Consider the following 24,209-nt stretch of genomic DNA (forward strand, 5'->3'; position numbering starts at 1 on the left):
CACTCCTTTTATTTAATTTTAAAGTATATATTTATATAGTCCTAAATCATTCTTTTTCTTTTATATGATACCCTTTGAATTCAAACATATACAAGGGGAACAAATTAGGCTAATACTAATTATGTAACTATACTCATAGTCTACCATATTATGCTAAAAAATCAACTTAATTAAATTATTAACAAATACTGTATACATATATATTTTCCTTAATTCAAGTTGATTCTTTAGAACAATATGCTATCTAATATTCTTTGATATTCAAATATATTTCTTCTTACTATAAAGAGTATTACTACTAATATGTATTAGTAGTAATACTACATTTATAAGTATATTTTATTGATTTAATTTTATTACTTCTGCAATTGTCATAAAGAAAGGCGCAACACCTTTTGCTTCATCTACAACAACTCTTTCAGATAAATAGTATTCAACGCTTCCATCTCTTTTTTCATTGTCAAGTCCTGCAACTTCACAAATGCCTCCAAGGTGGAATTTTCCATCTTCTTCATAGAAGTATTTATTAATCGTACCTTCATATGCTTTTAAACCAAATTCAAGGTATTTTTGATCTAAATAACCAAGTCTAACCCCTTTTAAAATTGCATAAGCAATCATTAAAGTACCACTTGTTTCTAAATAATTACCTTCAAGATCTAGTTTATCAACAACTTGATACCACATACCCTCTTCAGTCTGATAAGATAACATACCATCAATTTGCTCTACTAATAATGCACTTAGTTCTTTAGTAATTTCTTGATTGTTGCAAATTTCCATTACATCAACAAGAGCCATTGCTACCCAACCAACTGCTCTAGACCAAACATTTGGTGCTTTTCCTGTTTCTTTATCAGCCCATTGCATAGAATAAGTTTCATCATAAGCATGAATGTATAATTCTCTTTCACTATCCCAAAGATATTTTTTAACATTTCTAAATTGGTTAAGAATATCTTCGTAGTTATCACTATCAGTAAATTCTTTAATATATCTTGCATAATATGGTTGTCCCATATAAAGACCATCTAACCAAATTTGATTAGGGTATCTCTTTTTATGCCAGAAACTTCCTGACTGTGTTCTTGGATGTGTTTCTAATTGAGCAAATAATGTATCCATTGCTTTTTTGAATTTTTCTTTATTTGTTTGAGCATATGCATCAAATAAAACTTTACCTGCATTTATATTATCAATATTGTAATCTTCTTGTTTATATTGAGCTAGTTTGCCATCTTCATCTATGCCTTTATCCAAATAGTTAAGAATAAACTCATTGTAAGCATTGTCTTTAGTTGCTTCATAAAGATACTCACTACCTGATAATATAATGCCATCTTCATAGCACCACTTACCACCTTTATAAGGTTTAAAGTCATTAAGATACTGATGTGTGTATTTTATTACGGATTCTATATTACTCATAAGTAATGCAGTCCTTCCATCGTTTTTTAATTATCTTTGTACACGACCTGAAGCGTCACCTTGAACTAAAACTTCAACTTCATCTTCCATTACTAAGTTGTAATCACCAGGAATAGTGTGTTTTAAAGCACTCGCTGCAACAGCATACTCAAGAGCATCTTTAAAGTTTGGTCTTGTTAATAAGCCATGGATCAATCCACCAGAGAATGAATCTCCACCACCAACACGGTCTACTATTTTGATATTGTAGTGACGTGAATGATAGAATTCATTACCATCATAAATTAATGCACTCCAACCATTTTCACTAGCTGAATGACTTTCACGTAAAGTAGTCGCTAAGAATTTAAAGTTGAATTTTTCTTGCATTTCTTTGAAAATATTTTTGTATCCTTCTAATTCTAACTCACCTTGCTCAACATTTGTTTCACCTGGTTTGAATCCAAGACATTTTTCTGCATCTTCTTCATTACCAATACAAACATCAACATATTGCATTAAGTTAGTCATTACTTTTTGAGCTTGCTCAGGTGTCCATAATTTTTTACGGAAGTTTAAGTCAACTGAAACAGTAACCCCATGTTTTTTAGCTGCTTTTAAAGCTTCTTCTAAAACTACTGCACTTTTTTCAGAAAGAGCTGGAGTAATACCAGTCCAGTGGAACCAATCTGCACCTTCAAAAATAGCATCAAAGTCAAAATCAGAAACATCAGCAAGAGCAATAGCAGAATCTGCTCTATCATATACTACTTTAGATGCTCTCATAGAAGCACCAGTTTCTAAGAAGTAAATACCAACACGGTCTCCACCACGAGCAATAAAATCAGTGTTAACACCGAATTGTCTTAAGCTATTTACAGCACATTGTCCAATTTCATGTTTTGGAAGTTTAGATACAAAGTATGCATCATGTCCATAATTTGCAAGAGAAACAGCTACATTTGCTTCTCCTCCGCCATATACTACATCAAAATTATTGCTTTGTGTAAATCTTGTGTTTCCTGGAGTAGATAATCTTAACATTATTTCTCCCATAGTTATAACTTTAGCCATTTTAATATCACCTTTCTCTTTTATAATTTTTATAATATTATAATTATATCACATATATAAATTTGCGATACATTTTTTATCTAAATTTAGTTTTTTTTGGAAAAAAATTTTTTTGCAATAGAAAAAGGTAAGTTGTCCCCTGCCCCTAAAAGCAGGGAAACTTCCCTTTTTATATTAATTTATTTAATTTACTGCTTTTCGTATATATAAATAGGCTTCGCATTTATAAACACAAAAAACATTTAACTCAACTTAAGTATCTTACTTAAGTAAGATACACAAGTTTGGTTAAAAGCATAATTTCCAAACTTTGCAAATCATACTTTCTAATTATTAATATAATTATCGCAATTCTCTATAATTACTTTTTCACCATCGTTGCCAACTATATCTATATTTTCAAGTTGAACAGTTTCAACATTATTTGCAAAGATACCTAATTTATCTACTGGTTCAATGTGACACATCATAGCTGGTTTGTTTGGTTGAGTTTCCTTCGCAAAAGATATTTTAACATTTTTAAAGCTTACTTTTTTTATCTTTTGTTCTGGTAAACCATAGAAATAACCTGCAGCAACTTCTGCTCCTGTACATTCTATATCTTCAAAATGAAACTCACCTAAAAATGGTGTTCTGTCATCAACTGGTAATTTATCTTTGGTCCATACGTACTCAACTTTTCCGTCTGGATCACAGTGATAAAACATGTTAACAACAAAAGGCGTTAGCACTTTATCCATTTTGATATTCTGGAATGATACATTCTCAACTGTTGCAAACTTACCTCTACCTCTTCGTGTCTTAATTCTAAGACCTCTATCGGTTTGCTCAAAGAGACATTGCTCTACTTTTAAGTTCGCAATTCCACCTGACATTTCGCTTCCAAGCACAACTGCACCATGCCCATGTCTCATATGACAGTTTCTTATTACCATGTTTTCTGATTTTTTTCTAAAAGTTTGACCCATATACAATTTTCCTGATTTGATTGCTATACAATCATCACCAACAGATATATTTACACCTATGATATTGACATTACCACAAGATTCAGGATCTAGTCCATCTGTATTTGGTGAATTACTAGGATTAATTATATTAATGTCAATAAAATTTAGATCATCAGAAAAATAAGGGTGTAATGTCCAAGATGGTGAGTTTTGGATCGTCATCCCTTGAATGGTTATATTCTTACATTGATTTAAAAATACTGTCCTTGGTCTCCAACAAGTCCTCATTACTTTTGCATTTTCCCACCAAGTGGCATTTTGTGCATTACCGTCAAGTGTTCCCAAACCAATAATCTTAACATTTTCAACATATAAACCAGTTATTAAACTTGCATTACAAGATTCTGGACTTCCTTCCCAAGTACCTAAGTAAAATTCAATATCTTCTTTTTCAGAAATTCTACCAGGTAAAATTGGATAAGCATCTCTATCCGTACTTCCAAGCAATACTGCATTTTTTTCGAATTCAAGTGTTAAGTCACTCTTTAAAAATATTGGTCTTACATAATATATTCCTGCTGGTACAAATACTCTACCGTCTTTAGGGCAGGAAAGAATTGCTGCTTGTATTGCACTAGTATCGTCATTCTTTCCATCTCCAATTGCCCCAAAATCTTTTACATTTATAGACACTTTTTCTTCCAATGTTTTGAATGTTTTTGATACTTTTTCACCTTGAAGTTCAACAATAACTTCATATTCTGTATTAGGTGATAAATCATATAAAGAAAATACATTTTTATTGTTTTTTTCAATTACTTGTTTACCATCTAAATATACATTATAAGGATTAGCGCTAAAATAAATATCTTTATTTTCAAGCTCTAAAGTTACACTTCTTGATGTAACTAATATTATGTTATAATTCATAAACTTACCTCGCAACGAATCTTTTATCACTTATCGAGTAACACTTTATAATTTATATCTAATCTTTTTACTTACTCTTTGTGTATAACCTTACTTCTGTTCTTGTAGCGCTTTCATGTACACCTTTTTTTCCAAAGAAAACTGGGATACACATCACCCAACAAGAAATCCATTTAGAAAATGTTTCTCTTACCAACATAGTTGAAAAACCTGCCGGTTTGTTAGTTTGTAAGTCAATTACAACCAATCCAACATATGTTTTTCCAATACTTCTTCCCTCTTTCCAAAACAAATACTGAAGAAGTATTGGAGCAGAAACACATATAATAACAACACTGAATAAAGCTAATGTGTTTAATATACTATACTCAAATGAACCTAAAAATTCTATGGTGGCAATTCCATATAGAATTCCCATTAATAGCAAAAATAGAATAACTATATCCATTAATTCTGCTACTATTCTTTTTACTAGCATTAAATCACATCCAATATTATGTTAAGATTAGTCTTAACCTTTTGATCCAGTTGTTGCAACACCATCGATAAAGTATCTTTGTGCAAAAGCAAAAATTGTTAACGCTGGTATTAAAGCCATAAATGACATTGCATATACTTTACCATAGTCAGCTGTAGACTCAGCATCAATTGCTGTTCTTAATGCAACAGATAAAGGTAGTCTGCTCATTCTTGTGATATAGATTAATGGACCTAAATAGTCGTTCATCCCCCACATAAATGTTAATACCGCTACTGTAATAACGATAGGTTTTAACACTGGCACTAAAATATATATAAGTGTTTGAAGTGTATTACATCCATCCACAATTGAAGCTTCATCTAATTCACGTGGAATCGTTCTAAAGAACTGAATCAACATAAATACGAAGAATGAGTTTGTTGCAAACATAGCTTCAACCCAAAGTGGATAGTATGAGTTAATCCATCCTAAAGCATTGTAAAACAAATACATTGGTATTGTAAAAATAACTGAAGGCATTAATAATGTACCGATAATTAATGCAAAAACTATTCTTTTACCTTTAAAACTAAATCTTGAAACTGCATATGCAGTAATTACTGAAGATACTACAGTAAAGAAAGTTCTAGGAACCAAGTATCTTAATGAATTCGTAAAATGGTGTAAGAATGTATATCCTGTATTAAAGTTCCAAGCTCTTTTCCAAGCGCTCCAATCACCAAAACCTTCCTGTGGCAATAAACCTGCTGAAGTAAAGATTTCATGGTTGCCTTTAAATGTTGCAGTAAATAACCACATAAGTGGATATAACATTATTAAACCTACAAGTATTAATATTATATATCTGAAAAAGGAATTGATTTTTCGTTTAGTTCTTAATTCCATCTTAATAAGTCCCCCTTAGTCTGAATAATGTACCCAGTATTTTGAAGATCTAAATACTGACATTGTTAAAATCATAATTAATAGGAACAATACCCATGAAAGCGCCGCTGCATAACCCATGTTAAGATTTCTTCTGAAGGCAGTTTCATAAATATAAACATTTAATAAATACGTCGAATAATTAGGACGACCTTGAGTTATTAAGTATGAACTGTTGAACTCTTGGAACGCATTAATCGTTCTCATAACAAAGTTAAATAGAATAACAGGTGTTATAATCGGTATTGTAATTGCAAAAAACATTCTAAATTTAGTAGCACCGTCAATTGCTCCAGCTTCATATAATGATCTTGGAACGTTTTGTAATGCAGCTAAGAAAATAACCATTGTTGAACCAAACTGCCAGGATCTTAATAAACTCATTACTAACATAGCTAAATTAGGATCCGTATACCATCTTACTTGTTGACCACCTAGATTAGTTATTATTTGATTAACAAGTCCTCTAGTTTCAAATAAGAATTTCCACAATGTTACGATAGCAACATTACCACCTAAGATTGATGGAATATAGTAGGCTGTTCTAAAGAAGTTTACACCTTTTAACTTAAAGTTAAGGATAAACGCAATGAACAATGAAAATACCAATACCAATGGCACTGTAAGTATAACGTATTTTATAGTAGCCCAAAAAGACTTTGAAAATACTGGATCATCAGTAAGCATTCTTACGTAATTGTCAAGACCAATAAATCTGTTGTTAGTTGACATTAGCCTATATCTCATGAAACTAAGTCTAAATGAGTTAACAAATGGGTAAACTCTGAAGATAAGAAATCCTAGAACCCATGGAGTTATAAATATATAGGGTGCAATTCTTCTGTTACTCATATCATTCATAACCTTCCTTTTTTAATGTTGATTGCAGCACTGACACCAAGGGTATCAGTGCTGCAATAGTTTTTAGCAACAATTTTTAATTATTAGTTTTCCATTGCTTCTGCAACAGTTCTGTCAAATGTATCAAGAATCATTCTTGCAGCTTGTTGTGGAGTTATTCCACCTTCAGCAAAAAGGAATTCTTCTATAGCATCATTAGGAACTTTTCTTACAGTTGTGTCTTCGAAGAATGGGTGGAAAGTGTAACCATCAGTTTCAGAAACCATTAAGTGACCTTCCCATGCAAGACCTTCTAACATTCCCGCTTCGTCTAAGATATCAAGAGCAACACGGTTTAAAGGAATAGCTCTTTCTAAACCATGAGCAAGTACAGCATCTTTATCAGTATACATAAAGTTTAATAATTTAGCTGCTGCTTCTGGATGCTCAGAGTTAACACTTACAGAGAATGCCATTAAGATTTTGCTAAATACACCAGTGTGTTTAGCGCCATCCATTGTAAACCAAGGAACTGGTCTAACGTCTGGGTTAATAGCTGGGTTTAAGTTGTTAACATCTCTTTGGATTCCTGAGTTCCATTGGAATACAGCTGCATATCTACCATCAATCCAGTTTGGATTTTCGTGGTTTTTCTCTGCTGAATCATCATGGAATCCTGGAATTACATTATTATCAACTAACTCTTGAACAAATTCAAAAGCTGTTATTAATTCTTCTTCTGTGTACGCTAATTGGTTACCATCGAAAATATCTTTTCCTGTTAATTGAGCTAAGTAACTCCACATCATTAACTGAAGTGCATCAGTATATCCAATGTTTCCTAATGGATAGTAATCTGGACCTAATTTTTCTTTAAATACTCTACCAGCTTCCATTAATCCATCCCAAGTAGTTGGAACTTCAATACCAGCTTGCTCAAATGGTGTATGGTTTACATAGTATAAACGAGCTCCAATACTTGTTGGAACACCTTGAACTTTACCATTAATAGTAATTGGCGCTAATGTTTCTGCTGGCCAGTTGTTTAAGTCAATATTTCCTAATTGTCTTAAGTCATAGAAACCGTCTCCTTCTGGAGAGAATCCATAGAACCAGTTGAAGTTGATTTGCATTAAATCAGCTTCGTCTCTTGCTGTTAATTGAGCTGCAATTCTTTCGAAGTGTCCAGTCCAAGCTGTAAACTCAGGAACTACAGTAATGTTTGGATTAGCTTCCATAAATAAATCAATTACTGCTTGTGTAGCTTCGTGACGTGAATCTCCACCCCACCAAGAAAATCTGATTTCGATGTCTTCATCGATCTCAACTGGACCTGGTGCTGGCTCCCCTGGAGCTGGTGCTGGAGCTGGATCTGGAGTTTCATCTTTTTGTCCACATCCAACGATAGATAGTGTTAATGCTAACACAACTAATAACGCTAATAACTTTTTCATAAAAAACTTTCCTCCTCTAATCTTTTAGATTGATTGGTTTGATATATATTCAAAACATTAAATTAAAATAATAATTTAATGTCTTAAATCATTATTTCTGTCTTGCCTCTTTAACTTTAGCAACGAATTGCTTAGCTAAATCTGTTACCCCTGCATAGTCACCAGTTTTCGCTGGAGCTGTTAAATCCCCACCTACTCCTACTGCTACACAACCACTTTTAATCCATTGATCTACATTATCAAGGCTTACCCCTCCAGTTGGCATTACTACCGCTTGTGGAAGTGGACCTTTAATTGCTTTAATATATGATGGACCTACTATGCTTCCTGGGAAGATTTTAATAACATCTGCTCCCGCTTCCATAGCAGTAAGGATCTCAGTTATTGTAATACAACCTGGCATATATGGTATTCGGTATCTGTTACATAATTTCGCAGTTTCAAGGTCAAATCCTGGAGATACAATATATTCTGCACCAGCCAAAATAGCAATCCTTGCAGTTTCACTATCTAATACAGTTCCCGCTCCTACGATTAACTCATCTGCTGAAAAACTATTTTTAAGTCCTTCAATAACTTTATGAGCACCTGGAACAGTAAAAGTTACTTCGATAGCTGGAACTCCACCTTCAATACATGCTTTAGCAATCTTGTTAGCTTCATCTTCATTTTCTGCTCTAACTACAGCAACAACACCAACATCTGTTATTTTCTTAAGTGTTTCATACTTCGACATTTTCTTAACACCTCCTTTAATAGAAAATCGAATAAAATTCGATAGTCTAATTATACCAAAGGGTATTGTTTATTGTCAACAAAAAAAAATAATGAGCAATAATGTTTTTAGTTATAATACCATGTAACACCTTGTTAGAGGTATACTATTATTTACATCGTATATATTTTAAACTATCAGACATCCTTTTATGAACATTATTTTGTATATATCTCTCTTCCGTTTTTTATTATAGCACAATGAAACTAGAATGCCTACTTTATTTATAATTTTTTTATAGAAAAAATATACAAGAATTAAAGCACTTATTATTCTTTTACATTATCCTAGGATATTATAATATATTTTTTATAACTATGCACTACTTTTTTAGTTTTTTCCACCAAATATTCATGGTCTCAAAATCTCCGCCAATATTGGTGTTTTTAATTAAGGTTCCAGAGTGTTCATATTCTAGTTTTGCAAATGTTATATTCATACCATAAGACTTAGCTCTAGCTATTGTGTAAGCTGTTTTAATATCTCTTCTAACCATTTCTTCTTCCATGACCATTAATAAATTGACAGCCAAACCATTCCCTCTACATTCAGGCAATGTTGCAAAGTCCGTCATTTCTACATTTAAGTTCTTTACATCCATTTCACAAGAGGATATGGCAATTAATTTACCTTCCATAAAAACACCAAAGTACACTAAGTTATCATCCATTGTTTCTTCTATATAATTGGGATCGTGAATTGGAAAAGGATATGTTTCAAACACTTCACTATACACCTTTGCCATTTCTTTACTATCTTTTTTATCCAATAACCTTATATAATATTTACTAATAAGCTTATTCTCATTATTTAAAGTGTTTCCTTCTTCTTTTTTTCTTAAGGCTTTTTCTAACACGAGCTTTAGATTAGGATCTTCATCTTTACTTCTCCACTCTTTTAAGAACTTTCCCAAGAACAAAACATCATTCTCTCCCTTAACCATTTCAGGGACATGCCCCTCAACCATATATCCTTTAGCTAAGAATTCCTTTTCACAGCCATAAGGCACTTTGGCAAATATTTTTGAGTAATCATTTTCCTTAGCTTTTTCTTCTATATTATATAGTACATCTGATACGTCATTTTTATCTAATTTCATTAAATAGACTCTATCGTTATGTTTGCCATGCTGTATCATGGAATTCCCTAAATTTATAATTTCATCCATGTTAACATCCCTTTCTTATCCTTTTATTTTTTCACCAAAACTTATACTTACATAAGATAATAGCAGAGAAACATTTCTCTGCTATTATCTTTATTTAAAATTGACTTTAATACGATTCTCTTAATAGATGTCTTTCGTTATCTTCTGGAACCAAAGAAATTGTATCATCATAGTCTGATAACAACTTGTTTACACCAATTGCTTCAAATTCCTGACCTTCGTCTAACTTCAGAGGCAATACACATTCATCGCATTTTCTATTACAGAAAATAGGTTCATATGAATCTGGCTCTTTATAAGTCGTAATAACACCTTCATAATTTCTTAGAACTACCTTATTGGTAGACCAAGAAATAATATAATTCGGCATTGCAGGAATTTTTCCACCACCGCCTGGAGCATCAATGACATATGTTGGCACAGAGAAACCACTGGTATGACCAATAAGACTTTCCATGATTTCTATACCTTTTCCTACAGGAGTTCTAAAATGAGTTAACCCCTCTGACAAATCACATTGATATAAGTAATAAGGTCTTACTCTATTTTTAACAAGCAAATGCATTAACTTCTTCATAATTTTTGGACAGTCATTTACCCCAGATAACAATACACTTTGATTCCCTACTGGGACACCAGCATTAGCTAGTTTACTTATGGCCTCTTTAGAAGCATTTGTAAACTCTCTAGGATGATTAAAATGAGTATTTAACCAAACTGGATGATGTTTCTTTAATACATTAACAAGATTATCTGTTATTCTATAAGGAAGTACAACTGGCATTCTACTTCCTATTCTAATGACTTCAACATGAGGTATTTCTCTTATTTGAGTAAGTACCCAATCCAAATAATCATCATCAAGCATTAATGGATCCCCACCTGATAGCAATACATCTCTAACTTGCGGATGCTCTTTTATATAAGCGATTCCTTCTAATAAAGTATCTTTATTCGGTATATAGTCAACATCTCCAACTTTTCTCTTTCGTGTACAGTGTCGGCAGTACATTGAACAAACATTGCTTATATGAAACAACACCCTATCTGGATACCTATGAGTTATCCCTGCTACTGGACTATCTTCATCTTCTGATAAAGGATCTTTCATTTCGTAAGGTTCAACACATAATTCTTTTACATCAGGAAATGATTGTTTAAATACTGGATCATTTCTAAAATCATTTACTTCGATTAAGGATAAATAATATGGTGTTATTGCCAATGGAAACTTATTAAGTGTTTCACTTAATTCATCCTTTTCTTCAGCAGCAAATTTAATCCCTGTTACATCTTCGAAAGTTTCAATATCATTTATGGTATTTCTAATCTGCCACTTCCAGTCTCCCCAATCACTCTCTTTATATCTTTTCTTTGTACTCATATTGCCTCCCTATAACAATTTTATTTTTGAACTCATCAGGGTCAATAGGTGCAAAAAAGCACCCTAACCCTATAAAAATATAGAGTTAGAGTGCCTAAGCTTCGCCATTGTAGCTCACTTTATACCACCCAAATGTAGATGTTTTCACTACAAATGCATAGTATAATTTAGGACCACTTGATCCTAAACAGACCCCAGTTCTATAGATGTTTTTCATTATTAGGCTCACCACTTATCGTTAACTTACTTACACCCACTTATAGCGTGTATAAGCTTGTTAACTGGTTACTACCAATAATTACTTCACATTTACTTTTCCATTATACTATATTTTTCACAATGTGTCAAAATGCCAAAGATTTGATGTTTTTAATTCAATCAATACATAATAAAAGACTGTATATATTGACAAATAAAAGAAATAAAGGTAAAATAACAATAATAATTTTAAAGGCCTTGACAAGGAGGAGTATATATAATCAGATTTCTAGAGAGAGGATGCAGGTGCAAATTCCTTATGATGGTTATATAGAAGGTAGCCTTTGAGCCATGAACCGAACACGATAAGTAAGTAGACTTCATCGGATCCCACCGTTATAAGGGATAGCCTGTATTATCATTAAGAGCGTACAATTGTACGAATTTAGGTGGTACCGCGAATATACCTTCGTCCTATATTTTTTTAGGATGAAGGTTTTTTATTTTATAGCAGCAATTTTCATCCCACTATTCAATTCTAAGGAGGTTTTATATATATGGAGATTACTGGTGCAAAACTACTTTTAGAAGCATTAAAAAAGGAAGGTGTTGATACATTATTTGGATACCCAGGAGGGTATGTTATTTCAATTTTTGATGCTCTTTATTCCGAACCTGCTATAAACTTAATACTACCTAGGCACGAACAAGCATTGATCCACGCTGCTGATGGCTACGCACGAGCCACTGGAAAAGTTGGGGTTTGTTTGGTTACAAGCGGTCCTGGTGCAACCAATACCATCACAGGATTGGCTACTGCCTATTATGATTCTATTCCATTAATTTGTATTACAGGTCAAGTTCCAACTTCAATGATAGGCACCGATGCTTTTCAAGAAGCAGATATTTTTAACATCACCCGCTCTGTTTGCAAACACAATTATTACGTAACAAAAAGGGAGGATCTTGGTCGCATTATAAAAGAAGCCTTTTATATTGCCACAACCGGAAGACCTGGACCTGTAGTAATTGATTTGCCAGGAGATATACAAAAAGAGCTTGGCTCTGCCCTTTATCCTGAAACCATCACTGTAGATGGTTATTGTGACAAGCCTGAGTTAGACGAAAATCTTATACTTGACGCCACTGCTTTAATAAACAGTTCTAATAAGCCATTATTCCTTATTGGTGGTGGTATGCAAAATCAAGACTGCGCTAATAGTTTTTTAGAATTAGTTAATAAGACCAATATTCCAGTAATAAGTACATTAATGGGTCTAGGTGTCTACCCAGAAAAAAGTCCCCATAACTTAGGAATGGTAGGTATGCATGGCTCCCTTGCAGCAAACCATGCCATAAGCAATTGTGATTTACTAATTGCTATTGGTACAAGGTTCACTGATAGAGTAACCTCTAAAATCGAAACCTTTGCCAAAGATGCTAAAATCATTCATATAGACATTGATGAATCAGAAATTAATAAAAGGGTTATGTGTAACATCTCGATTAACGGTGATGCACATCAAACTTTATCTTTATTATTAAAACAAAATTACTCATTAAATATTGAAAGCTGGCTCAATGAGGTCGTTGATCTAAAGAAAAAAACCACTATATTAAATGATGAGTACAATCCCAGAGCCATCCTAAAAAAAATTGCTTCTCATTACGAAGATGCTGTTGTGTCAACGGATGTAGGACAACATCAAATGCATACAGCACAAAACTATCCTTTCAACACCCCTAACACCTTACTAACATCAGGAGGAATGGGTACAATGGGCTTTGGTTTGCCTGCGGCTATAGGCGCCTCCATCGGCTTACCTAACAAACGTGTTATCTCCATCTCCGGAGATGGCGGTTTTCAAATGAATCTGCAAGAACTTGCTCTTGTAGCCCAGCTTGAATTGCCTATGATCATTATTATTTTTAATAATCAATATCTAGGTATGGTGAGACAATGGCAACAAATACTTTTCAACAAAAATTATTCATCTACTTGTTTACGCAAGAAGAAAAACTGTCCAAAGCTATGCAACACTCCAGGCCCTAACTGTCCAGAGTATTCACCTAACTTTATAAAATTAGCAGATGCCTACAACATACCTGGCTACAGAGTATCTAATATGGCCGAACTAGAAGAAACCTTAGAAATATCTCAACAAAAAAACACTCCAATCTTAATTGAAGTGCTTCTGGAACCTGAAATTAATGTTTTACCAATGGTACCTTCAGGTGCCTCCTTAAATGAAATGATTACAGAGTTTTAAATAAGACCCCACTTTGCGGGGTCTTATTGTTAAATTTTTTATTTTAAAACTTCACTTAAAACCATAGGCTTTCCAATATGATACCCTTGGGCATAATCTATTCCTATTTTATTTAAACACTCAACAATCTTTTCATTCTCAACAAATTCAGCGACTGTTTCAATATTTAATAAATGGGCTATTTGATTAATAGAATCTACCATTGCATAATCAATAGGGTTATTATTAATATTTTTAATAAAGGAACCATCAATCTTTAAATAATCTATAGGTAAGTATTTTAAATATTCAAAAGAAGTTAACCCACTACCAAAATCATCTAAAGCAAATTTGCATCCTAGTCTTCTTAGTTTATTAATAAAATCATTGGCAATATTAAAATTAGACAATGCAATTGTCTCTGTAATTTCAAAACAAATTTTTTCAGGGCTTATATCGTATTTTTCCAACTCTGAGATAATAAAATCAACAATACTTTCATTATTTAAAGACGCACCTGAAATATTGATATTAAACTTTTCTATATCCTTTAATTTAATCTCTTCACTATTCTTTTCCATTGCAATAAGGAAGTTTTTAAACACCCATCTATCAATTGCCGGCATCATATTATACCTTTGAGCAGCAGACAAAAAAGCCCCAGGATAAATTAAATTGCCTTCTTTATCTACCATTCTAATCAATGCTTCATAACTGTAACTATTTTCTTTATGAAGAGATTTAATCTTTTGATAATGCAATACAAACCTATTGTCTTCTAATGCTTCAGAAATAGTTGACATCCACTGCATTTCCCCATGTCTTTCTGATAATGCTTCATCTTCATCCACATACAACTGATATGTATTGCCACCTTTTTCCTTTGAAACATAACAAGCTCTATCTGCTTCACTAAGCAAAGTCTCAAATGTTTTATAATTTTGATTTACCGTTACAATCCCAATACTTACACCTGTTGTAAACAGTTTATTGTTCCAAACAAATCTATATCCTTGTATGGCATTACATATTTTTTCAGCTAATTTACAAGTATTTGTAGGTGATATGTTTTTTAGCAATATACCAAACTCATCTCCACCTAATCTGGCAATTATATCCGTTTCTCTTGTATTGTTTTTCATCAATAAAGCAATTTGTTTTAAAAACTGATCTCCTGCAAAATGCCCACAAGTATCATTAATGATTTTAAACTGATCTAAATCAAGATATAAAAGAGCATGCTCCTCCAAAGCCGTTCTTGGTTGATTTACTACTTCTATCATATCTTCTTCAAATTTAAATCTATTTGGCAGCCCTGTTAAAACATCGTGCCTTGCTTGATAATGAAGCTTTTTAGTTAATTCACGGTGATTGGTTACATCTCTTAATACAACCACTGAACCAATGACTTTTTGCAGGCGATTTTTAATAGGAGAAACCACACCTTCAACATAATATTCCTTACCCTCAAAATTTTTAATACTTGCATCTTGAGGCAGATAAACTGTTTCCTCTTGACATAAAACCTTGTCCATAAAATTTTTATAACCATCAATATTATTGCCATCTATAAGAACTAAAATATCAAAAATATTTTTTCCTAATACTTCTTTTTTTAATAATCCTGTTAATTTTTCTGCTACATAATTAAAACTGGTTATAGAACCATTTATATCTGTAGATAGTACACAATCCCCAATGGACTCTAATGTAACCAATGCTTTTTCTTTTTCTTGATACAGATCGTCTTCCATTCTTTTTCTTTCTAGTGCATATCTCATAGACCGCTCTAGAGTAGAAGGGGTTACTTCTTTCTTAACCAAATACTCGTAAGCCCCTGTTTTCATAGCTTCAATATCAATATTGATATTATTATTGCCTGTTAACAAAATTACAGGTGCCTTAATATTAAGTTCATTCATTTCCTTAAGAAGCTCCAACCCATTAAATTCACCCAAATTATAATCAAACACATATATATCGTGACAATTTCGACTTATTGTCTTTATAGCTTCTTTATAATTATACACCCATTCTAAGTCATAGATTACATTCTTAACATCTGAAAGGTAATCCTTCATAAGTATAAAATCATCTTCATCATCATCTACCACGAGAACTTTTACAACTTCTTTCACCAATGATCCCCCCCTCATTTAGTACCATTTAAAATTACTCGATATCCCCTATACAACTTCTTTAACTCTCTTAATACTTTTTTCATTTCATCAAAACTATTTGGTTTTGGAAAATAATATTTAACACCTAATTCAAAGGCTTTTTTCTTATCTGATTCACTTTTAGACGTAGAGAAAATAGCAATTGGAATGTGAGTAAGCCTTTCACTTTTACTGATTTCATTAATCGCCTCAAAACCATTTTTTTTAGGCATATTCAAATCAACCACTATTAATGCTGGTAAATCCTTACGACTTTCTCTACTATATAAATACTCAACCAATTCCTCACCATCTTCAACTAGAACCAATGGATTAGGCACACCTACTTCTTCAAAGCATTCTTTAATCATAAGTCTGTCATCCGGATCATCATCCGCAATTAGAATATCTTTATATTGAACATACAACATTACGCTTCCCCCATAATACCACTTTGTTTCTTTGGCAATCTTATTATAAAAGTTGTTCCTACTTCTTTTTCACTTTCTATCCTAACGCTTCCACCGTGATTTTCAATAATCCTTTTACATATAGCCAATCCAACACCAGTCCCCTCATACTGAGTACGTCCATGTAATCTTTGAAAAACACCAAATATACGATCATAGTATTTAGAATCAATTCCAATACCATTGTCCTCTATATAAATATCATAGTACGTAGAACTATTTTGATGCCATTCTTCTTTTTGATCTTCTATAACTTCTTTACTATAAATCATAATACTCGGAGAAACATCCTCTTTAGTAAACTTTAAAGCATTCCCAATAAAATTCTGGAACAATTGTCTCATCTGAGTTTTTTCCCCTTCTATTACAGGCAATTCTCCTACAAGCACATCACCTTTTTTACTTTCAATGCTTACTTCCAAATCTAAAACAACTTCTAGAACAATGTTTTTAAGATCTATTTCTTCATTGTTTTTTACTGTCGTTGTAACTCTGGAGTATGCTAGCAGACCTTCTATTAATGTTTGCATTCTTTCAGTTGCAGCCGTTATCCTATTAAGATAATCCATTCCATGTTCATCTAAGTTATCTGCATACTTGTCTTTAAGTCTATTCCCAAAAGATATTACTTTCCTAAGTGGCTCTTGCAAGTCATGAGACGCAACATAAGCAAACTCTTCTAATTGTCCGTTTGAACGGGCTAACTCTTCTGCTTGTAACCTTAAAGCTTTTTCCGCTTTTTTTATCTCTGTAATGTCTTTAATTGTACATACAAAGTACTTCATACTATTATCTGGATTTTTAATTGCAGAACAACTAAACAAAACGGGAATGATCTTCCCTTCCTTTGTCACAATCATGGTTTCTATATTTCTTAATTGCCCTTCTTTAACTAGATTCTTAAGATGTTCATTATCAAAGGGATTATTATCCCTATTAAGAACAAATCGATTAATTGGTTTATCCATAAGTTCTTCTTCTTTATAATCTAACAAATCTAATGTAGCACTGTTTACTGTAATAATTCTAAAGTATGGATTTATAACAACAAGAGAATCCATCATACTGGCAATAACATTGTCCATATAGTCTTTAGAAACCGTGGTCTTTTGCAATTGAAAGGCCATGGTATTAAAAGAATTTGCCAACCTTCCTATTTCATCAGCTGATTTAATGATTACAGGTTCAAAGTGATCCGTTCCTTCTGCCACGATTTTCTTAGTCGCTTTTTCTAAAGTAATAAGAGGTTTAGTAATCCATACAGATATTGAAGCCCCTAATAATAATAATGAAATTAAGAAAATACAAAGGGCTATAATTGAAGTATAGGTGGTCACAACATTGATTTTGTCTTTAATAGTACTTGTATTTAATCCTAAAACAATTGCTCCCACATACCTATCATTCTTATCATGTATAGAAATTACAAAACCATAGTACTCTCCTGATTCATTGTTGTATATAACAATATCATCTTTTTTATTATTAATTACTTCAAGCACTTCTGGAATATCTAAGCTTTTTCCTCTATAATGAAGTTCAGGATTGGTAACCAAATAATCCCTATTGTGAAATAAAATCTCACCTTTATCATCTACAACCATTGCATATCGTACATCTTCATATTTTTCTACTACTTCGTGACAAAAATATTCAAAAACCATATTATCACTAATTTGTAAATCAAATCCTAAAACTCTTTCCATTTGAATTTTTAAGGTCTCACCTATTACCATCAATTCAGCTTTTGCAGCTTTTGTATATTCTTTTTCAAAATAATGTTTACTCACTATATAATCAGTAGCTACTAATAATGCTAAAAAAACAAATAAGAAAAATAGTATTTTTACTTGTAATTTCTTAAACACATATTACCTCTCCCATTCATACATAGTCTTAACTTCTGTACTCAACAAAACTTTTGCACTTACATCAATATCAAGAGTCCTAGCTCTTGCCAAACTAATTAATTGCTGTCCTTTTGTTGTATGGTCCATAGGTATATCTGCTGGACTAACACCGTGAACAAGTATTTGTCTAGCTTTTTTTCCTGCTGAAAGGCCTTGTTCATATCCTGATACAGACACAACAGCAAGGGTTCCATAAGAAGCTCTATCATACCAATAACTAAAATCTGGTAAATTACTATTCTCTTTTACCCATCTTAATACATCTCTATAATGTACATTCTTGTTGTTTTCATTTTTATAATTAAAAATACCAATCAAACCTATAGCATCAACTTGATCTTGATATTCTAACATTTTACTTTGGAACTCATCATATGTATAAATTGTATCCCATATAGGAAATTCTATCTCAGGGAACCTGTGTAACTGTTCTCTCATTCTAGCCTCTACTGGTCCCCATATAGGTGAATCATCAAAAACAACTGCTACACTCTTAATATCTGGTGCTACTTCTAATAATAAATTTAAACTTTCAGCAAAATGCTCTATCTCTAATACCCCTGTTACATTGTTGCTTTTATCATAACCATACTCTTCTGGTAATTTATTCACACCACAAAACACAAATGGAATATCTGTATTAAGGTAATGGGTTACAACAAATTCTTGAGCCTCATCATCACTGGTAAATACCAAGTCTGGTTGCCAAGTGTCAATAACGCCTCTAGCTTGTGCACCTATTTCTTCTAACCATTCTATATTGCTTTTGTTTTTAGCATCCATTTCTATCACTTTATACTCTACATCAATATCTTGACCTAAACCATCCTTGAACCCTTGAAGTTGGGTTTCAGTCCACTCCCAAGGTGTATGATAGCTCATTACATGTAATACTTTAAATGTTTTATCAGGTATTTCCATTTCAATAGTACTCTCATTTTGATCCCCTTCAATGATCCCAATGTTGTCTTCTACTGCTTTTTTATTGCTTTCACAAGCACTTAATCCTACTATTAATATGACTATAATACTTGCTAAAACAAACTTACTATACCACTTCCCCATTTTTCCCATCCTCATTTCTCATTATTTTATATTGTTTGTAAAAATACCAAGAATGTCTTTAGTGTTTTATGTATTATTGTATCATTTTTTGCCATTTATTACAATACACATACCTAACTTAAGCCCTTTATACAGCATCTTTCATAACAAAAAAAAGCCCATTTAATTCTGGACTTTTCCTTCAAACTTCATCTATTATTCTAAATACTATTGTTTAGCCTCAAACTAATATCTAATGATCGTATTGTATGGGTTAAAGCACCAACTGATATAAAATCAACCCCTGTTTTTGCTACAGACAACAACTCTTTATCCCCCATATTACCTGATGCTTCTATAAGGGCTCTTTTGCCAATTAATCTCACTGCTTCTTCCATCATATCCACTGACATATTATCTAACATTATAATATCTACACCAGCTTCTAGCCCTTCTTTAACGCCCTCTATAGACTCTACCTCTACTTCAATTTTTAGAGTATGAGGTGCATTAGATTTCCCTAAAGCAATTGCCTTTTTAATACCACCAGCAGCACTAATATGATTGTCTTTTATTAAAATCCCATCAGAAAGATTATGTCTATGATTTAGACCTCCACCTACTTTTACAGCGTATTTTTCTAAAACCCTTAAGCCTGGTGTTGTTTTTCTTGTATCAATAATCTTAGCATTAGTACCCTTAACCTTTTGTACAAGTTCATTTGTTTTTGTTGCAATGCCAGATAATCTCTGTAAAAAATTCAAAGCAACACGTTCACCTGTTAATATGGCTCTTGTATTGCCTACTATCTCTCCAATAATATCTCCTTTAGATACTTTTTCTCCATCAAAAAAATTCAAATGAATCAGAACACTAGAATCAATACTATGGAAAACTTTTTTAAACACTTCTAAACCACAGATTATCCCCTCTTCTTTTGCAATTAAATTCCCTTTTGTTCTGTGATCCTTAGATACTGTACTAAGGGTTGTTACATCACCAGTTCCAATATCTTCCTCTAATGCCCTATTTATTATTGTATCTATTAAAAACGCATCAAACATAATACACCATCCTTTTCATTTACTTAGTTCATATAATGGGCCCCAATACTAACTTTTCTTTCCCATGCTTTTTTTAATATCTCCTGGGCTATAATCAACATATTATACATCTCAAATCCGTCAACAGTATCCAATTTATAATCATTAACCTTTAATACTAGATTTTGAATAGCCTTTTCACTTTTTAATAAATCATTTTCCTTACGTACAATACTCCCACAAGTTGTCATTACTTCTTTTATTTTCTTCTTTATTAAACCAATATCATTTAATACAAGTGTACTTTCTTTTGTATCAAACCCTAACTTCTTATGTAATAAAAATTGACACTTATGCAATCTATTAATATACTCCCCACATCTTTTTCCAAAAACCAAGCATTCCAACAAAGAATTACTTGCCAGTCTATTAGCGCCATGAACTCCTGTACAAGCAACTTCTCCACAAGCAAATAAACCATTAATATTGGTTCTACTATATAGATCTGTTTTAATCCCCCCCATAAAATAATGTTGTACGGGATGAACCTTAATCCATTCCTTGGAAATATCGAAACCTTTTTCATAACACTTCTTAAAAATAGTGGGAAACCGATTCACCAAATACGCCCTAGATTTATTGGTGATATCTAAATACACATAATCTTCCTCTTGATTTAAAATCTGTTTAACAATCTCTCTTGAAACAATGTCCCTAGGCGCAAGGTCTTTCATATGGTGAACACCCTTCATAAAAGCCTCCCCTTGTACATTCCTAAGAACAGCCCCTTCTCCCCTAACCGCTTCAGAAATCAAGAATACAGATTGATCATCCTCCCCAGTATAAAGTGCTGTAGGGTGAAACTGAACAAACTCCATATCCTTGGTCTCAACACCAGCTCTCATAGCAGCCCCAAGACCATCACCTGTTGCAATCTTAGGATTTGTCGTATATTTATACAATTGACCAATACCACCTGAGGCAATAACTACATTTGATGCCATATATGCTTTATAGTCATCTTTATATGTCAAAACACCCACAACATCATTTTTTTCAGTTAAAATATCAACTAAAAAAGTTTTATCTATAAAAGTAATATTCTCTCTAGCATCCGCAATTTCTTTAAGACTTTTTAAAATAATTCGTCCAGTAGCATCCCCACCACAATGAACAACCCGTCTCCTTGAATGTCCCCCTTCTCGTGTAATATGCAAAACCCCTTCATTACTTAAATCAAAAGGGATCCCCATATTAATTAGCTCATTAATCTCCCTAGGACCTTCCCTTACAAGAACCCTAACTGCCTCTTCATCACAAACTCCAGCCCCAGCAACCAAAGTATCCCTGAAATGCTCCTCCTCAGTATCCTCATCCAACACCACAGAAGCAATACCACCTTGAGCCAAAAAAGAATTACTCTCCTCCAAAGCACCCTTACTAATAATCCCACACTTCAACCCCTCATCAAGAGCCAAAGCAGTGTATATCCCCGCTATCCCAGCACCAATAATAATAACATCAAAAAACGCCCTCTCAACCAAGTCAAAATCACCATCAAACAAATAACGCTTCAACACACACGCCCCCTCTCGAAAAAGTAGTATATATATCACTTGCTAGTCGTCACCCTCACGACCTAATAAATTAAACTTCCAACATCCGATTCAAACTTAAATAAGCCCTCTCCCGAACCTCATCCTCTAAAACAATCTCCGTCGTCTCATTCTCCAACGCATCTAAAACAGCCTCCAAAGAAGTCTTCTTCATATTCATACAAATCAACTTAGGAGACGCCAAATAAAAAGTTTTCCCTGGATTTTCATTATGCAACTTATGTAATATGCCCTCTTCCGTTCCAATAATAAAAGTATCCTTATTAGAATGCTTTACATAATTAATAATCTGTGCCGTACTCCCGGCAAAATCAGCCTCCCCTAAGACTTCCTCTGTACATTCAGGATGCACCAACAATTCAGCTTCTGGAAACTCATTTTTAATTCTTATAACCTCTTCTCTTGTTACAAGTTTATGGGTAATACAATACCCCTTAAAGGGAATAATCTCTTTATCTTTCACTTGTTTAGCAACATAATTGCCTAGATTCTCATCAGGAATAAAAACAATTTGTTTATGAGGCAAAGACTCTACCACTTTTACAGCATTAGAAGACGTACAGCAAATATCGCTTAAAGCCTTTACTTCAGCAGAAGAATTAACATAACATACAATGGCAGCATCTGGATATTTTTCTCTTAATAACTTAACCTCTTTTTCAGAAACCATATCCGCCATAGGACATCCAGCATCACTTCTTGGAAGTAGGACCTTTTTATGAGGACTTAAAATCTTTGCACTTTCAGCCATAAAATGCACACCACAAAAAACAATTGTTTCAGCATCATTCTCCTTTGCTTTTTTACTAAGTTCAAAAGAATCCCCTACAAAATCTGCAATATCTTGAACTTCAGCCTTCTGATACAAATGGGCAATAATCATTGCATTTTTTTCTTTTTTTAAGGCATTTATACGTTCAATCATAGTATCCAATTTAATCATCCTCCTTGATAATTGTGTTTACAGGTGTATATACAGTAGTATATATAATACCATCCTTTTTCTATAAACTCAATAACAAACATAAAGTTTTCAAATATTGTTGCAAACAAAAAAATACCGTAAACATTATAATTTACGGTATTTCAAACTGTATACAAAGGCATCCAACAAGGATTTTTATTATATATAAGTGTAATAGCGCAGCCAAGGACGGCGTAGCGAAATCTTTGCAACCAAGGATGGTTGGGGATTTTTGGAACTTATATATAATCAAAATCCCTTCATCACCTATAATAAATAATCCCGTAAATCATTATAATTTACGGGATTACTATTATTTTTCTATGTAGTAGTCTAGTATATCTTCAATACTTACAATACCCACTACCATTTCATTTTCAAGTACTGGCATTGCTATAATATTATTATCTCTAAGTTTTTTACCTACACCAACAATTTCTTCATCACTATTAGCAGTGATTACTTTTTTTGTCATTACCCATTCTACAGGGCAACTGTCATAATGACCTGGTTCTATTAAAAAACGATAAATATCTGCTTTTACTATCATTCCAACTAGTACATCCTCTTCATTAATAACTGGCATACCATTGATGTTCAATTCTGTCATTTTATCAAGAGCCATTTTTATTGAATCCGTTGGTGTGATTTTAAAAACATTCTTTTTCATAATAGTATTTATCTTCATATTTATCACCTTCTTTATAAGTATACTCTAATTATAGCATACAATAATTCTAATACAACTATCTAATAACACTATTCTATTATTCTTTAATGCCATCATACATTGTTTCAGGTGCATCTTCACCTTCAATAATCTTTTCTATTCTATTCTCTCCATCTACTAGAATCACCTTTGGCTTATGATCCACAGCTTCTTTTGAATCCATTAAGCCATAGGCAATAATAATTACGATATCACCAGGTTGAGCCAACCTAGACGCTGCACCATTAAGACATATGGTTCCACTGCCAGCTTGTCCAGAAATAACGTAGGTCTCGAAGCGCGCACCATTATTATTATTCACAACTTGAACTTTTTGATTTGGTAAAATACCTGTAGCCTTTAATAAATTTTCATCTATGGTAATACTTCCAACATAATTCAAATTGGCATCTGTAACAGTGGCTCTATGTATTTTTCCTGTCATCATCTCTATTAGCAT

At 32.8% G+C, this 24,209-nt stretch carries 21 protein-coding genes and 1 other annotated feature; of the genes, 1 reads left to right on the forward strand and 20 read right to left on the reverse strand.

The window, feature by feature from the left end:
- Nucleotides 1-339: 339 nt before the first annotated feature.
- The 11 genes from EDC18_RS11295 to EDC18_RS14880 form a co-directional block, all read right to left on the reverse strand.
- Nucleotides 340-1,428, reverse strand: a complete 1,089-nt coding sequence (locus EDC18_RS11295; RefSeq protein WP_132253245.1) for a glycoside hydrolase family 88/105 protein — start codon at nt 1,426-1,428, stop codon at nt 340-342.
- Between the two features lie 30 nt (nt 1,429-1,458).
- Complete coding sequence (locus tag EDC18_RS11300) at nt 1,459-2,481, reverse strand: sugar kinase (protein ID WP_132253247.1); 1,023 nt, start codon at nt 2,479-2,481, stop codon at nt 1,459-1,461.
- A gap of 326 nt (nt 2,482-2,807) precedes the next feature.
- Complete coding sequence (locus EDC18_RS11305) at nt 2,808-4,361, reverse strand: glycoside hydrolase family 28 protein (protein ID WP_132253249.1); 1,554 nt, start codon at nt 4,359-4,361, stop codon at nt 2,808-2,810.
- A 67-nt stretch (nt 4,362-4,428) separates the two neighbouring features.
- Complete coding sequence (locus tag EDC18_RS11310) at nt 4,429-4,839, reverse strand: RDD family protein (RefSeq protein WP_132253251.1); 411 nt, start codon at nt 4,837-4,839, stop codon at nt 4,429-4,431.
- A gap of 33 nt (nt 4,840-4,872) precedes the next feature.
- Nucleotides 4,873-5,727: a carbohydrate ABC transporter permease gene (locus EDC18_RS11315; protein ID WP_132253252.1), complete on the reverse strand. Its 855-nt coding sequence runs from the start codon at nt 5,725-5,727 to the stop codon at nt 4,873-4,875.
- Nucleotides 5,728-5,742: 15 nt separating this feature from the next.
- A complete protein-coding gene (locus EDC18_RS11320; protein WP_207669201.1) occupies nt 5,743-6,627 on the reverse strand; it encodes a carbohydrate ABC transporter permease in 885 nt (294 codons plus the stop codon).
- 83 nt (nt 6,628-6,710) lie between these two features.
- The gene (locus EDC18_RS11325) at nt 6,711-8,060 is read right to left on the reverse strand and encodes an ABC transporter substrate-binding protein (RefSeq protein WP_132253254.1); all 1,350 of its coding nucleotides are present in this window, start codon (nt 8,058-8,060) and stop codon (nt 6,711-6,713) included.
- A gap of 91 nt (nt 8,061-8,151) precedes the next feature.
- The gene (locus EDC18_RS11330) at nt 8,152-8,796 is read right to left on the reverse strand and encodes a bifunctional 4-hydroxy-2-oxoglutarate aldolase/2-dehydro-3-deoxy-phosphogluconate aldolase (RefSeq protein WP_132253256.1); all 645 of its coding nucleotides are present in this window, start codon (nt 8,794-8,796) and stop codon (nt 8,152-8,154) included.
- A 361-nt stretch (nt 8,797-9,157) separates the two neighbouring features.
- Nucleotides 9,158-10,003: a putative beta-lysine N-acetyltransferase gene (ablB, locus tag EDC18_RS11335; RefSeq protein WP_132253258.1), complete on the reverse strand. Its 846-nt coding sequence runs from the start codon at nt 10,001-10,003 to the stop codon at nt 9,158-9,160.
- A gap of 106 nt (nt 10,004-10,109) precedes the next feature.
- Nucleotides 10,110-11,387: a lysine 2,3-aminomutase gene (gene kamA, locus EDC18_RS11340; protein ID WP_132253260.1), complete on the reverse strand. Its 1,278-nt coding sequence runs from the start codon at nt 11,385-11,387 to the stop codon at nt 10,110-10,112.
- Nucleotides 11,388-11,481: 94 nt separating this feature from the next.
- On the reverse strand, nt 11,482-11,604 hold the full coding sequence (locus EDC18_RS14880; RefSeq protein ID WP_279230942.1) for a hypothetical protein: 123 nt from the start codon (nt 11,602-11,604) through the stop codon (nt 11,482-11,484).
- 230 nt (nt 11,605-11,834) lie between these two features.
- Nucleotides 11,835-12,065 (forward strand) — a binding site (T-box leader).
- Nucleotides 12,066-12,142: 77 nt separating this feature from the next.
- Between EDC18_RS14880 and ilvB the strand changes: the two genes are divergently transcribed.
- Nucleotides 12,143-13,855, forward strand: a complete 1,713-nt coding sequence (ilvB, locus tag EDC18_RS11345) for a biosynthetic-type acetolactate synthase large subunit (RefSeq protein WP_132253262.1) — start codon at nt 12,143-12,145, stop codon at nt 13,853-13,855.
- 38 nt (nt 13,856-13,893) lie between these two features.
- Here ilvB and EDC18_RS11350 read toward each other — a convergent pair whose 3' ends face one another.
- The 9 genes from EDC18_RS11350 to panD all read right to left on the reverse strand — a co-directional run bounded on the left by EDC18_RS11350 (nt 13,894) and on the right by panD (nt 24,209).
- On the reverse strand, nt 13,894-15,972 hold the full coding sequence (locus EDC18_RS11350) for an EAL domain-containing protein (RefSeq protein ID WP_165878561.1): 2,079 nt from the start codon (nt 15,970-15,972) through the stop codon (nt 13,894-13,896).
- A gap of 14 nt (nt 15,973-15,986) precedes the next feature.
- A complete protein-coding gene (locus EDC18_RS11355; RefSeq protein WP_132253266.1) occupies nt 15,987-16,424 on the reverse strand; it encodes a response regulator in 438 nt (145 codons plus the stop codon).
- Nucleotides 16,424-18,331 carry an ATP-binding protein gene (locus tag EDC18_RS11360; RefSeq protein WP_132253268.1) on the reverse strand — a complete coding sequence of 636 codons (1,908 nt, stop codon included), beginning with the start codon at nt 18,329-18,331 and terminating at the stop codon, nt 16,424-16,426. Before EDC18_RS11360 ends, EDC18_RS11355 begins: the two co-directional genes overlap by 1 nt.
- A gap of 3 nt (nt 18,332-18,334) precedes the next feature.
- Nucleotides 18,335-19,438 (reverse strand): ABC transporter substrate-binding protein, encoded by a 1,104-nt coding sequence (locus EDC18_RS11365; protein ID WP_165878562.1) that lies wholly within the window; start codon nt 19,436-19,438, stop codon nt 18,335-18,337.
- Between the two features lie 200 nt (nt 19,439-19,638).
- Nucleotides 19,639-20,481, reverse strand: a complete 843-nt coding sequence (nadC, locus tag EDC18_RS11370) for a carboxylating nicotinate-nucleotide diphosphorylase (protein ID WP_132253272.1) — start codon at nt 20,479-20,481, stop codon at nt 19,639-19,641.
- A gap of 23 nt (nt 20,482-20,504) precedes the next feature.
- Nucleotides 20,505-22,040: an L-aspartate oxidase gene (nadB, locus tag EDC18_RS11375; protein ID WP_165878563.1), complete on the reverse strand. Its 1,536-nt coding sequence runs from the start codon at nt 22,038-22,040 to the stop codon at nt 20,505-20,507.
- Between the two features lie 67 nt (nt 22,041-22,107).
- On the reverse strand, nt 22,108-23,019 hold the full coding sequence (gene nadA, locus EDC18_RS11380; RefSeq protein ID WP_207669202.1) for a quinolinate synthase NadA: 912 nt from the start codon (nt 23,017-23,019) through the stop codon (nt 22,108-22,110).
- Nucleotides 23,020-23,353: 334 nt separating this feature from the next.
- Nucleotides 23,354-23,728 carry a CBS domain-containing protein gene (locus EDC18_RS11385; protein WP_132253275.1) on the reverse strand — a complete coding sequence of 125 codons (375 nt, stop codon included), beginning with the start codon at nt 23,726-23,728 and terminating at the stop codon, nt 23,354-23,356.
- A 79-nt stretch (nt 23,729-23,807) separates the two neighbouring features.
- Nucleotides 23,808-24,209 (reverse strand): aspartate 1-decarboxylase, encoded by a 402-nt coding sequence (gene panD / locus EDC18_RS11390; protein WP_132253276.1) that lies wholly within the window; start codon nt 24,207-24,209, stop codon nt 23,808-23,810.

Origin of the sequence: Natranaerovirga pectinivora, from assembly GCF_004342165.1 — a bacterium.
Taxonomy (GTDB): domain Bacteria; phylum Bacillota; class Clostridia; order Lachnospirales; family DSM-24629; genus Natranaerovirga; species Natranaerovirga pectinivora.